Here is a 13,262-nt window from a genome sequence, read left to right on the forward strand (position 1 = left end):
CTGAAGATAAAAAATGCCCCCGAAAAATATCGGGGACATTTTACAAATTATGCTAATTTTGCTTTAGCTACTTCGCAAAGTGCTGTAAATCCGGCAGCATCACTGATCGCCATTTCGGAAAGCATCTTACGGTTTACATCAACACCGGCTAATTTCAGACCATGCATTAATTTGCTGTAGGAAAGTCCGTTCATTCTTGCAGCAGCGTTGATTCTTGCAATCCAAAGCTGTCTGAACTGACGTTTTCTTTCTTTACGGCCTGCAAAAGAGCTTGTTAATGCTCTCATTACGGACTGTTTTGCTACTCTATACTGTTTGCTTCTGGCTCCTCTGTAACCTTTAGCCAGCTTTAAAGTTCTGTTATGTTTTTTTCTAGCGTTTAACGCACCTTTAACTCTTGCCATCGTTATATCCTCCGTTTCGTTCTATTACAGATAAGGTAAAATCTTCTTCATTACTTTTGCGTTTGTAGCGTCTGTAATGGTTGCTTTTCTAAGATTTCTCTTTGTCTTTGTGGATTTCTTTGTAAGAATATGGCTCTTGTAAGCTTTCATTCTTTTTAATTTACCAGTACCTGTTTTTTTGAAACGCTTTGCGGCTGCTCTGCTTGTTTTAACTTTTGGCATAGTGTGTATCCTCCTTAATATTTACAAATGATTAATTGCGTTTTTCTGATAAGAACATGACCATGCTCCGGCCTTCCAGTTTGGCTGCTTTATCAATTACTGCAACATCCGATAACTTCTCTGCAAATCCTTCCAGAATAACCTTACCTGATGCGGTATGTGCCAGTTCACGTCCACGGAAACGTACAGAAACCTTTACCCGGTTACCGCCTTTCAGGAACTTCCGTGCCTGGTTCATCTTTGTATTCAAGTCGTTGACATCGATATTCGGTGATAAACGAATCTCTTTAATATCAATAACCTTCTGTTTCTTTCTAGCTTCCTTTTCCTTACGAGCCATCTCATAACGATATTTACCGTAATCGATGATTTTACATACCGGCGGCTTTGCCTGAGGGGCGATCTTTACTAAATCTAAATTAGCTTCTTTAGCCAGTTTCATAGCTTCTTTAGCAGACATAACCCCTAACTGTTCTCCGTCTGAACTGATCAGACGTACTTCTCTGTCACGAATCTGCTCGTTAATCATTAAATCGCTGATAATTGACACCTCCATAATCAAAAAATGGTGAGCAGCATACTACTCACCATTCATAAGACACTTGCGTGCCAATCTCTCGGAATATACCCCAAAGGGCATACCGTAATACATGCTCCTGATGGAGCGGGCGAACTCTGTTCGTCAAGGTATTAACCCGAGTCATTTCAAATGCTGAGGTGAGAGTGAGTACTCTGCTTTCTTATCGTGTTCTAAACACCTAAAATAGAATACAACACTTCTCACCGAATGTCAAGCATTTTTATACTTTATCGCACGCAGCCTGACGGCGTGCGCCCATGCGGAGCATCTGACATACGGTGTGCCCGGATGGGTATAGCTTTTAGATCTCAATCTTAGCTCCGAGAAGTTTTACAAATTCTCTGATGATCGCTGTATCACCAGGCCAGGCCGGAGCTGTAACCAGATTGCCGTCCACAACAGCTTCGGAAGCGTCAACCTCCACATAGGTTCCGCCGGCCAGAGTCACGTCCGGTCCGACTGCCGGATATGCGGTTGCTTTATATCCTTTCAGAACGCCGGCAGCAGTAAGTACCTGAGGTCCATGGCAGATTGCTGCTACAGGTTTTTTATCTTTGAAGAATTCCTGAACGATCTCGATCACTCTGGCATTCAGACGAATATATTCCGGCGCACGGCCGCCAGTGATGAAAAGTCCAACATAGTCTGCTGTATCTACTGCATCAAAATCTGCTGTAATAGCAAAGTTATGACCTGGTTTTTCCGTATAGGTCTGATCGCCTAAAAAGTCATGCACTGCTGTACGTACAACATCACCTGCCTTTTTATCCGGGCAAACTGCATCTACCTGATATCCCAACATAGATAACGCCTGAAATGGCACCATTGTTTCATAATCCTCAGTAAAGTCACCAACAAGCATCAAAATTTTCTTTGCCATACAAATACCTCCTAACATAGATTTTGTCTAAATTATAGCACTATGTCCTAAAAATATCTATCTTTTATTTGTCTGTGATTAAAATAAATTTTACTTCACCCTCCATTTTATCCGAAATGCCTGAAAAATTATTATATTTTTTTGATGCATCCAGAATCTCATTCAAATTATCCAACATGCTTTCCACATCACCATCAAAAGCATTGACTAATTTCTGAATACCATCCTGATTAAACTGAATCATACCGCTGTTTAATTCAGCCGCACCATTGTCCAACTGTGTCACACCGTCTACCAGTTCTCCTGAACCGGACTGTAATGTGCCAAGACCCGAATTCAGAATCACAGTCCCGGCCTGAAGGTTGGAGGCCCCTTCCACTAAAGCCTCAAGGCCAGCCGCCAATGTCCGGGCGCCATCATCCGCCGTTTTCATGTTTTCACTTAATGTATGACTCCCCTCACTGATCTGAGCAGCGCCATCGGCCAGAGTTCCCAATCCGTCATTTAAATCTTCGGTTCCACTCAATAAGGCCCCGGTTCCGGAAGCAAGCTGAGACGTACCGTCTTTTAACTGTCCGGCCATCTGCGTCACACCCGCATCCAACTGGGCGGCTCCGGTGCTCAAATCTTCATTTAATGCGTTATTCAGTCCATCAGCGCCATTTTTAATATCTCCATTAATAGCGCCGGACAAGGCTTCGGCTCCGGCAGCCGCATTATTTAAACCATCTGTCAGTGCACTGCTTCCGGCAGCGATATTTCCGGCGGCAGCAGCCGCATTGGAAAGCGCCTCGTTGACCCCGTCGGCCTGAGTATATAATGCCCCGATAACCGCCTCAATCGTTTGAATCTCTTCATCACTCTTTCCGGCTTCCAGACCTTGCAACGCTCCAATCAAAGCGCTGTTATCAACGCCTTCCGCAGATAAGCTGTCCGCCAGACTCTGAGCTCCGGCCGCCAGTTCCGCTGAAGAAGCCGCCGCATTCGAAATGCCGCTGCTCAAATCCCCCGCACTGGTCCCTACCGTATCGATACCATCAGCTAACCGGGCGGCTCCGGCGGCTGCTTCTTCGATTCCACCCTTTAACTGGCTGGTACCGCCGGAAAGCTGGCCAATGCCGCTTTCAACCTGGGACTGCATCCCTGTCACACCATCATAAAGCTGCTGAACGCCCGAAAGTAATTGTTCTGAAGTACTTTTATGGGCGCTTTCCGCTCCGGCCGCCACCTGGGATGCACCGCCGCTTAATTTTTCCGCTCCGGCCGCCAGTTGGGATGTTCCTCCGGCAAGAGTTTTGCCGCCCTCAGAAAGTTCACCGGCGCCGGATACTAAAGTTCCTGCACCTTTTTCAAGTTCATCACCGCCGGCCGTCAGTTGACCAATTCCATCAATCAATGTCCCGGAAGATGAAAGCAGCGTATCCAATCCGGTCTTCAACTGTCCGGAACCATCGACCAGCTGATCAGCAGCACTCTGGAGCTGGTCCATAGAGCCCTCCAAATCTTCCAGGCTGTCAAAACCGTCATTGCTCATTGAATTAAAGACTTCATTGGTCGCCACAGTGATTCCCTCCACGGCCTCATAATCTGTCACATCCGCCTCAAGAACAAAATAATCCGGAATATCCATATCCTCCACATTTAATGCATCTTTCATTTTCGGTATGCCCATTCCGATGGCGAAATCTCTGTCGCCGTCGGATACAAGCTTTCCATTTTCAATTGTCACATTTGAAAATTTTTCTGTATTTAATATCAGTCCGGTTACCATTAAAAACGGTGTGTAGGCTTCATTTCCATTCCCTGTCGTATTTTCATATTCATAACGCATTTCCAGATGGCCGCTTTTTCCCTCCAACTCTTCGGCACCAATTTTCCTGCCATCCAGCGTATAGGTCACTCGAATTCCGACCGGAAGCTTCTTTTCCGTTGTTCCCTGATAGACGATATCTTTACCGTTGCCGTTCCATGTAAGTTTTCCGCCATTTTGAGAAAAACTTTCTTCTCCTTTGACATTTTCAATATCTTTCAAATCCGAAACATCTTCGATACTTTCTAATCCGCCCACGTTTTTCAACTGATCCGACACTGTCACTGACGTTATTTTTCCCGAACCATCCAGCTTCACATAAACCGTTTCATCCTTCACAGGTTCTGCTTTCGGATCATCCGCCTTTTCAGCAGCCCCCTGAGTCATCTGCCAGGTCCGACATGGACTTTCCGCGGCCCGGACCGGGATGGCAGAAACACCCATACTGCCGATGGTCAATGAAACCGTCAGCGCCATAACTAACATTTTCTGATATTCTTTATTCTTCATGATGATGACCTCCTATGAACTTGATTTTCCTCATTTCTTTTGTCGTTGTACAAATCACTTTATCAAATACTATCAGCATAGACGGCAAAATAAATATAACAACAAACATACTGATGATGGCTCCCCGTGCCATTAATGTACACAGTGAAGAAATCATGTCGATATCGGAATAGAGACCGACACCAAAGGTTGCTGCAAAAAAACCACAGGCCGAAACAAAAACTGATGTAATCGATGTAGAAAGGGCAATTTCAATCGCTTCTTTTTTCTCCCTGCCGGCACATCGCTCTTTCTTATATCTGGTCGTCATCAGGATAGCATAATCTACCGTAGCGCCAAGCTGTATAGTACCAATGACAATGGATGCGATAAACGGCAATTGTGTTCCCGTATAATACGGAATACCTAAATTAATAAAGATAGCAAATTCAATCACCGCGACCAGAATCACCGGAAGGGAAATCGATTTAAATACAAATAAAATAATCAGGAAAACGGCTGCGATCGATACAGCGCTGACCACCTTAAAGTCCTTATCTGTAATCGTGATCAAATCCTTTGTACACGGTGCCTCACCGATCAACATAGCCTCCGGATCATATTTCTTAATAATCCCTTTCAGTTGTTCGCATTGCTGATTCACCTCATCTGAGGCTACCTTATACTCAGACTGAACCAATATCAGCTGCCAGTTATCTTTTTTCAGATTCTCCGTCAGCTCTTCCGGTATCATTTCCCGTGGAATGGCCGAACCAAGCACGCTGTCCAGCCCCAATGCGAACCGCACGCCCTCTACGTCCGACATTTCATTCAGCATGGCTTTCCCATCCTTTGAGGACAAATCCGAACCGGCCAATACCATGTGGGTCGCATTCATATCAAATTGATCGGACAACTTATCATTGGCCTGAATGCTTTCAAGATATTTCGGCAAAGTAGCATCCAGATTATAATAGACCTTCGTATTCTGATATCCATACAAAGCCGGAATCAATACAACAATAAACACGAGGATAAAAACTTTATAATGTTTTGTTATAAAACCGGATAATTTATCCATTTTCGGTATCCATGCCCGATGGGTCGTTTTTTCAATCACTTTATCAAAGATCAAAATATAGGCCGGAAGAATCGTCACGCAGCTAATGACGCCGAACACAACCCCCTTCGCCATAACAATACCCATATCTCTTCCAAGGGTGAAACTCATAAAACAAAGGGCTATGAACCCGGCCACTGTCGTTACCGAACTACCCACAACGGAAGAAAACGTATTGGATATGGCATGGGCCATGGCCCGCTCTTTATCTCCCGGAAAACGCTCCTGATTTTCTTTGTAGCTGTGCCACAGGAAAATGGAATAATCCAGCGTTACCCCAAGCTGAAGCACTGCACTTAACGCTTTTGTTATGTAAGAAATCTCTCCAAGGAACACATTCGTCCCAAGATTGTAAATAACCGCCATGCCGATACTCAGCATGAAAAATAGCGGGATGATCCAGGAATCCATGGAAACCGCCAAAACAATACAGGTCAGCAGTACGGCGATCAACACGTAAATCGGCATTTCCTTATCGGAGAGATTTTTTATATCGGTGACCACCGCCGACATACCGCTGAGATAACATTGGTCATTCGTAATTCTGCGGATTTCGGCAATGGCATCCATCGTACTGTCCGCCGATGTCGTATCATCGAAGAAAATCGCCATCAGCGTTGCATCATCTGTGTTAAAAACGTCTTTTAATTCTTCCGGAAGCACTTCCATGGGAACGGAAATATCCATCAATGTATCATACCAAATGACCTCAGCCACACCATCTACAGCTTCAATCTCCTTCTTAATTCCGGCCACATCCTTCGCGGACATTCCTTCCACGATTTCCATGGCAAAAGCCCCTTTTCCGAATTCATCCATCAGTATATCCTGACCAACCATTGTCTCGATATCATCCGGCAGATAATACAAAATATCGTAATTTACCTTTGTTTTAAAATAGCCCATAGCTGAAGGAATCAACAGTAAAAATCCAATGATGAGAATTGCAACTCGGTATTTTACAATTTTTTTCCTTAATTTCTCCATGCCGTATCCTCCCTTTCATTTTTATGACCTTTGGTCATTTTTAGTCTTTCACTACTATACCGCAAAAATGACCATCAGTCAATATTGTTTTTATAAAAATTTGACTTCTGGTCATTTTTGTTCTATAATCAAATTATCTACTGAAAAAGAGGGAGAATTATGGGGAAAGCAGAAGAAAATAAACAGCAGAAACTGGAAGCACTCTATAAAAACGCCTATGAATTATTTCTGACTAACGGAATCGAAAAGACTTCCATAAGTGACATTGCTAAAAAGGCTGGTGTTGCCAAAGGAACTTTTTATCTTTATTTCACAGATAAGTATGATATTCGAGATCAGCTCATTGCCAAAACTGCTGACAATCTTTTTCATAAAGCTTTCAAAGCTATGGTGAATGAACAGATTCCGTCCTTTGAAGACCGAATCATATTTATTGTCGATTATGTTCTGGACTCTATGCAGAAAAACAAACCAATGCTCCGGTTCATCTCCAAAAACCTGAGCTGGGGAATCTTTCGTCATGCCATTACGAGCAGTCTTCCGGGAGAAGATATTGACAGCTATGACATTTATCAGAAACTCCTGTTTGAAAATCCGGATGTCCGCCTGCGTGCTCCGAAAACAATGCTGTTTTTGATCATCGAACTTGCAAGCTCCACATCCTTCAGTACAATTCTTGAAAATGACCCGATTCCCTTCGATGAATTAAAACCAGACCTCAATGCCAGTATCCGGGCCATCATACGAAATCATACCTTGTCGCGCGAAGCCTGACGGAGCGCGCCCATGCGAAGCATCTGACATACGGGATGCCCGGATGGGTATACATTGTCGCGCGAAGCTTGACGGAGCGCGCCCATGCAAAAAGAGAATTATTCCGGAAATCTCCTCCGGAATAATTCTCTTTTTTAAATCAGAGGAATACCTTACCTCTTAAATTTGCATTTTAAACCACTGCTCAGGCTTCTTCTTCAACCTGACGAATTTCTTTTGTGCGAATCTCTTCTAAAATATCAGCGATAAAGGCCTGCAGATCCTTCTGTCCCTCGTCACCTTTGAAACGGCTGCGGACAGAAACAACTTTTTCTTCTTCCTCCTTAGCGCCGACAACAAGCATGTAAGGAATCTTCTGAAGTCTTGCTTCACGGATCTTATAACCAATCTTTTCGGCGCGTGTATCAATTTCTGCACGGATACCGGCGTCATTTAACTGAGTCAGCACAGTATTCGCATATTCCATATATTTATCAGAAATCGGCAGAACTTTTACCTGTACCGGAGAGAGCCATGTCGGGAAAGCCCCCGCAAAATGCTCGATCAAAATACCGATAAAACGCTCTACGGAGCCAAAGGCCACACGGTGAATCATAACCGGACGATGTTTCTCACCATCTGCCCCGGTATATTCCAGATCAAAGCGCTGAGGCATCTGCATATCCAGCTGAATTGTACCGCACTGCCATGTTCTTCCGATGGAATCTTCCAGATGGAAGTCAATCTTTGGACCATAGAAAGCGCCGTCGCCTTCATTAACAACGTAATCAAGACCCAGATCTTCAAGTGCACCTCTGAGACCATCTGTTGCGATTTCCCAATCCTCATCGCTTCCCATGGAATCTTCCGGACGAGTGGAAAGTTCTACATGATATTTAAATCCAAAGAGATTATAAACTTCATCGATCAGTTTGGCTACGCCTTTAATCTCCTGACGAATCTGATCCTGCGTCATAAAGATATGCGCATCATCCTGTGTAAAACAGCGCACACGCATCAATCCATGAAGCTGACCAGATTTTTCATGGCGATGTACGAGACCCAATTCACCGACACGAAGCGGCAGGTCTTTATAGGAATGTGGTTCGGATTTATAAACCAGCATGCCGCCCGGACAGTTCATCGGTTTTACCGCAAAGTCCGCATCATCAATGACTGTCGTATACATATTATCTTTATAGTGATCCCAGTGACCGGAATTTTCCCAGAGATGACGGCTCAAAATAATCGGTGTAGATACTTCTACATAACCGTTTTTACGGTGAAGGTCTCTCCAGTAATCCAACAAAGTATTTTTAAGTACCATGCCCTTTGGCAGGAAGAATGGAAATCCCGGACCCTCTTCGCGAATCATGAATAATCCAAGTTCTTTACCAAGTTTACGATGATCACGTTTCTTTGCTTCTTCAATCCGTGCCAGATGTTCTTCCAAATCCGCTTTCTTTGTAAATGCCGTACCGTAAATACGCGTCAGCATCTTATTCTTTTCGCTTCCGCGCCAGTAAGCACCGGCCAGACTGGTCAATTTGAATGCCTTCACAGGTTTGGTCGTCATCAGATGTGGTCCGGCACAAAGGTCCACAAACTCACCTTGCTGATAAAAACTAATTTCCGCATCCTCCGGTAAATCTTCAATCAATTCAACTTTATATGGTTCGTCTTTTTCTTTGAAATACTCAATGGCATCCTGTCTGCTCTTTGTAAACCGGGTGATTGGCAATGCTTCTTTAACAACCTTTTTCATCTCTGCCTCGATCTTTGTCAGATCATCGGCAGTCAGGGGTGTTTCGCTGTCCACATCATAATAGAAACCATCCGCAATCGACGGTCCGATAGCCAGCTTCACATCCGGATAAAGACGTTTCAGCGCCTGAGCCATAATGTGGGATGTTGTATGACGGAAAGCTGCTGCGCCGCCTACGGAATCAAATGTTAAAATGTTTAATTCACAATCATTGTCAATAACGGTACGCAGATCCACTGTTTCACCGTTTAATTCACCGGCGCAGGCCGCCCGTGCCAGTCCTTCGGAAATATCCCTGGCAATGTCGATCACTGACATCGGCTGTGCATATTCTTTTACAGAACCATCTTTTAATGTTACTTTCATCTTGTTTTTCTCCCTTCACCAATTATTTATCTTTAAACCAGACAGAAGATTATTTATTTCTTACCCAACCGGGTTACTCTTTTGGACATAAAAAAAGTCCGCTTTCTATCATCTGTCTGACAGAAAGGGACGAGCTATTCTCGCGGTTCCACCCTTTTTGTTTCATACGTATGCTCTCCGATGCATCGATACAATCAGCCATACACCGCACAACATATGCTAAACCACTTCATTTGGATTGATAACGGAATCACCGGACTTGATTAGAGCCACTCCGAGGTAGTTTTCAGATATTTCCCAACAGGACCCTTTCAGCAGCCGGTCCCTCTCTGCGATGTTCCATATCCTACTCGTCTCATCAACGCGTTGCTTCCATTATAAACAACCGCAAAAACCTTGTCAAGTCATAGTTTTAAAGCTATAATCACCCTGCAACACGATTGTTCCACAATATGATTTTAATGCGTTCTCTTTGTTAACCTTTGATATTTTTTAGTTGACATTTCTTTTCTATCATGATATCCTTTTCAAAACTTTAACGTGTACGCCGCTCTTCGGCGTCAGAAAGAGAGGATCATTATGACATCATCGACATCAACAAAAATGAAAACACTGGATATGGCTTATATCGGACTTTTTGCCGTGGTTATAGCAATCTGTTCCTGGATTTCCATCCCTACTGTCGTTCCGTTTACTTTGCAGACTTTTGCCGTTTTTCTGGCCGTTGCTGTTCTGGGCGGAAAACGGGGCACTTTATCGGTTATCGTCTATGTACTTCTGGGGGCTGTCGGTCTTCCCGTATTTTCCGGTTTTAAAGGCGGTATCGGCGTTCTTTTAAATACTACTGGAGGTTACATCATCGGCTTTATCTTTTCTGCCCTTCTCATGTGGGCCTTTGAAAAGGCCTTCGGTAGAAAAGCCTGGGCGCTGATTCTTTCCATGATACTGGCCCTCGCCCTATGCTATGCCTTCGGCACGATCTGGTTTATGATTATTTATGCAAATAATGTGGGGGCTGTCGGTCTTTCCGCTGTCCTTGGGTGGTGTGTCATCCCATTTATCATCCCGGATCTGATCAAAATTGCTCTGGCATTTATCCTGAGCCGCCGAATTTCCAGATCAGTGACATTATAATCAAAGGCTGCAGCCCTGCTGATTCTGATGTGGTCTTTATCAGCAAGGGCGGCAGTCTCCCGGTTTTTATCCGCCAATTTGAGACATTCCTCTTATCTCGTCTTCATTTTTTGTCTTCTTTTCATCAAAATGATGAGCCTTTGGCTTTTGTTTGATAGCTGTTTTCATTGTCTCCCACAATATCTCGTCAGAAACCTTTTGCTCCAGCAATGATTTCAAATAAACTCCATGGTCATATTGAAGACAACTCTTTAAAAAGCCATCGGACGTCAGGCGCACTCTATTGCATGTATCACAAAACTTGTGACTCACAGCGCTGATAAATCCGACTTTTCCAATAAATCCGGGAACATCATAATATTTGCATGGCCCATTTCCTCTGGTTTTACCATAAGGTGTCAACTTTCCATACTTTTCTTCGATCATTTTACGGATAACCGCTTCCGATACAAATGAAAATTGCCTGCCAAGCCCAATCGGCATCATTTCAATAAATCGAATATCCACATCGGCACGTTGGGCATAATTCAGAAGCGCCAGAACATTCTGCGTATCTATGTCAGCAACACAAACACAATTGATCTTTAACCGTACCCTGTTCTCCCGGATTGCTTTTTCAATTCCACGCAAGACCCTTTCCAGTTCATCTCTTCGCGTAATCTGCTGATAAACATTCCGTTTCATCGTATCCAGACTGACTGTGATGCTATCGATTCCGGCATCGATCAACTCATCATAGTATTGTTCCAGCAAAACACCATTGGTCGTCAGGGTCACACTGGTAATTCCCGGAACTTTTTTTAACTTCCGGATAAGTACGATCGCGTCTTTTCTTACCAGAGGCTCTCCTCCGGTGATCTTTATTTTTTTCAAACCGTGTCCGGCCAATACACTGCATATCCGGGCAATCTCATCATAAGAAAGGATTTTCTCATGGCAGATGTTCTTTACGCCCTCTTCCGGCATACAATAAATACATCTCAGATTACATCGATCCGTAATTGATATCCGCAGGTAATCAATGACTCTTCCCTCATTGTCTCTCATTCCCTAAACGCTCCGCTGTCATCATTCTCCAATCAACGATAAGATAAATGTTCTGAAATCTTTTTTATCCCATGTCACCGGCGTCGGATACAATGGATTGCCTTCTTTCTCGGCCCATGCCACGATCTGATCCACATCCTCCTCCTGAATCATTTCAGGATATACCGGAATATTCATCTTATCTTTCATTTCTTCAATCCAGTCTATAAATGCCTCCGCTTTTGCTTTATCCGTATCATCCCCGGCTTTTATACCACATACGTCACACAGGTCAGCCAGCTTTCCATAGGCAGCTGGCCCGAAAGCCCGCATAACATGGGGCAGTAAAATAGACATTGCAAGCCCATGCGGCGTCCCATATAAACCGCCCAGCGTGTGGCCGATGGCATGCACATAGCCCACACAACCTCTTGTAAATGCACGTCCCGCCAAAAAAGCGGCCTTTTGCATATTATAGCGCCCCTTCAGGCTGCTGCCGTCCTGATAAACATTATAAAGATTATCATAAATAAGTTTCACAGCCTTTTTACACATATCTTTTTCCAGCTTCGAGTTATAAGTATTATTTGTATAGCATTCCACTGCATGGCTCAAAGCATCCAGACCGGTCGTTGCCGTTACATGAGGCGGCAGCCCCACTGTCAGTTCAGGATCAAGCACTGCATATTTTGGCATCAGGCACAGATCATTCATCGATGCCTTATGATGAGTTTCAGCCTCGGTGATCACTGCTGCAACGGTTGTTTCCGAACCCGTTCCGGCCGTGGTCGGCACAGCAAAAATTGTCGGGATCGGACGTAAAATCGTAAAAAGTCCCTGTAACTTTTCCACACTTTTTCGAGGTCTGGCGATACGCGCTCCGATACCTTTGGCACAATCCATTGGGGACCCTCCGCCAAAAGCGATCATACAATCACATTTGTTTTCTCTGTAGCACTTTACCCCTTCTTCAACGTTGATATCCGTCGGATTCGGTGCGACTCCGTCATAAATTGCATACTCCAGGCCCTGCTTGTCCATAGCTTCGAGCATACCATCCAATAAATGCAGTTCCATCAGAACTTTATCGGTTACAACCAGAACTTTTTTGAATTTTTTGCGTTTGATCGCCTCAGGCAGCTTTTTGACTGCTGCCCGTCCCCTCAAAGTTTTCGGCACTCGCCATGGCAATATGGCCATTCCAACTTTCATAACAGACTGGAAACCCCGGCAGTAGATTTTCTTCACGTTCAGTTTTGCTTTCATATGATATACCACCTCTCCTTTGTTGTGCATTTCAATCGCCTCAATCGGACACACCTTTGCACATATACCGCAGCCGATGCACTTGGTTTCATCCAGACTGGCAATTGTGTGAATATCTCCATGAAATTTTGGCGCTTCAATGCTCAGACAATCCATCGGACAATTTTCCACACAGACCGAACAGCCGGCACATGCTGCTTCATTGATATACGGCGTTTTCTTTTTTTTCATTTTCAACCACCTCCCGCCGGTGAAAGCATCACAACTTCATCCCCATCGTTAAATCTGTACCACCGGCTGACCGCTTTCCCGTTCACAAGTATGACCAAATCCTTTACTTCATTTTTCGTCATCCCCGGAACTGAATTTTTTAATTCATCCATCGTATGCACATCCGCCTCAAACTCGCTGACGCCGGTTTTCAGACGGGCCACACCAAACATTTTTACTTTGACCACAG

12 protein-coding genes and 1 other annotated feature are annotated in these 13,262 nt (G+C 44.2%); of the genes, 2 read left to right on the forward strand and 10 right to left on the reverse strand.

From position 1 onward, the window contains the following. Positions 1-47: 47 nt before the first annotated feature. The 6 genes from rplT to EV212_RS01760 form a co-directional block, all read right to left on the reverse strand. Positions 48-404 (reverse strand): 50S ribosomal protein L20, encoded by a 357-nt coding sequence (rplT, locus tag EV212_RS01735; RefSeq protein ID WP_132087921.1) that lies wholly within the window; start codon positions 402-404, stop codon positions 48-50. 24 nt (positions 405-428) lie between these two features. Next, on the reverse strand, positions 429-626 hold the full coding sequence (gene rpmI / locus EV212_RS01740; RefSeq protein WP_132087924.1) for a 50S ribosomal protein L35: 198 nt from the start codon (positions 624-626) through the stop codon (positions 429-431). Between the two features lie 31 nt (positions 627-657). Beyond that, the gene (gene infC, locus EV212_RS01745; RefSeq protein WP_132088291.1) at positions 658-1,155 is read right to left on the reverse strand and encodes a translation initiation factor IF-3; all 498 of its coding nucleotides are present in this window, start codon (positions 1,153-1,155) and stop codon (positions 658-660) included. Positions 1,156-1,507: 352 nt separating this feature from the next. Continuing rightward, positions 1,508-2,086: a DJ-1/PfpI family protein gene (locus EV212_RS01750; protein WP_132087927.1), complete on the reverse strand. Its 579-nt coding sequence runs from the start codon at positions 2,084-2,086 to the stop codon at positions 1,508-1,510. 64 nt (positions 2,087-2,150) lie between these two features. Next, entirely contained in the window at positions 2,151-4,406 is a 2,256-nt protein-coding gene (locus EV212_RS01755) for an autotransporter outer membrane beta-barrel domain-containing protein (protein WP_132087930.1), read from the reverse strand. Beyond that, positions 4,396-6,492, reverse strand: coding sequence for an efflux RND transporter permease subunit (locus EV212_RS01760; RefSeq protein ID WP_132087933.1), 2,097 nt, complete (start codon positions 6,490-6,492; stop codon positions 4,396-4,398). Before EV212_RS01760 ends, EV212_RS01755 begins: the two co-directional genes overlap by 11 nt. 159 nt (positions 6,493-6,651) lie before the next feature. Between EV212_RS01760 and EV212_RS01765 the strand changes: the two genes are divergently transcribed. Continuing rightward, positions 6,652-7,266 carry a TetR/AcrR family transcriptional regulator gene (locus EV212_RS01765; RefSeq protein WP_132087937.1) on the forward strand — a complete coding sequence of 205 codons (615 nt, stop codon included), beginning with the start codon at positions 6,652-6,654 and terminating at the stop codon, positions 7,264-7,266. A gap of 184 nt (positions 7,267-7,450) precedes the next feature. On the opposite strand, the gene thrS is transcribed toward EV212_RS01765, so the two are convergent. Then, the gene (gene thrS / locus EV212_RS01770; protein WP_132087940.1) at positions 7,451-9,376 is read right to left on the reverse strand and encodes a threonine--tRNA ligase; all 1,926 of its coding nucleotides are present in this window, start codon (positions 9,374-9,376) and stop codon (positions 7,451-7,453) included. Positions 9,377-9,498: 122 nt separating this feature from the next. After that, positions 9,499-9,747: a binding site (T-box leader), on the reverse strand. 208 nt (positions 9,748-9,955) lie between these two features. On the opposite strand from thrS, the gene EV212_RS01775 reads away from it, so the two are divergent. Further along, complete coding sequence (locus tag EV212_RS01775; protein WP_132087943.1) at positions 9,956-10,510, forward strand: biotin transporter BioY; 555 nt, start codon at positions 9,956-9,958, stop codon at positions 10,508-10,510. A gap of 66 nt (positions 10,511-10,576) precedes the next feature. On the opposite strand, the gene moaA is transcribed toward EV212_RS01775, so the two are convergent. Genes moaA through EV212_RS01790 form a run of 3 tightly spaced genes read right to left on the reverse strand, consistent with a single transcriptional unit; the run spans position 10,577 to position 13,260 of the window. After that, positions 10,577-11,557 (reverse strand): GTP 3',8-cyclase MoaA, encoded by a 981-nt coding sequence (gene moaA / locus EV212_RS01780; RefSeq protein WP_132087947.1) that lies wholly within the window; start codon positions 11,555-11,557, stop codon positions 10,577-10,579. Between the two features lie 21 nt (positions 11,558-11,578). Continuing rightward, positions 11,579-13,033: an iron-containing alcohol dehydrogenase gene (locus EV212_RS01785; RefSeq protein ID WP_132087950.1), complete on the reverse strand. Its 1,455-nt coding sequence runs from the start codon at positions 13,031-13,033 to the stop codon at positions 11,579-11,581. A gap of 2 nt (positions 13,034-13,035) precedes the next feature. Beyond that, positions 13,036-13,260 (reverse strand): MoaD/ThiS family protein, encoded by a 225-nt coding sequence (locus EV212_RS01790; protein ID WP_132087953.1) that lies wholly within the window; start codon positions 13,258-13,260, stop codon positions 13,036-13,038. Positions 13,261-13,262 lie beyond the last annotated feature (2 nt).

The organism is Frisingicoccus caecimuris (genome assembly GCF_004340975.1).
GTDB classification, from domain to species: domain Bacteria; phylum Bacillota; class Clostridia; order Lachnospirales; family Lachnospiraceae; genus Frisingicoccus; species Frisingicoccus caecimuris.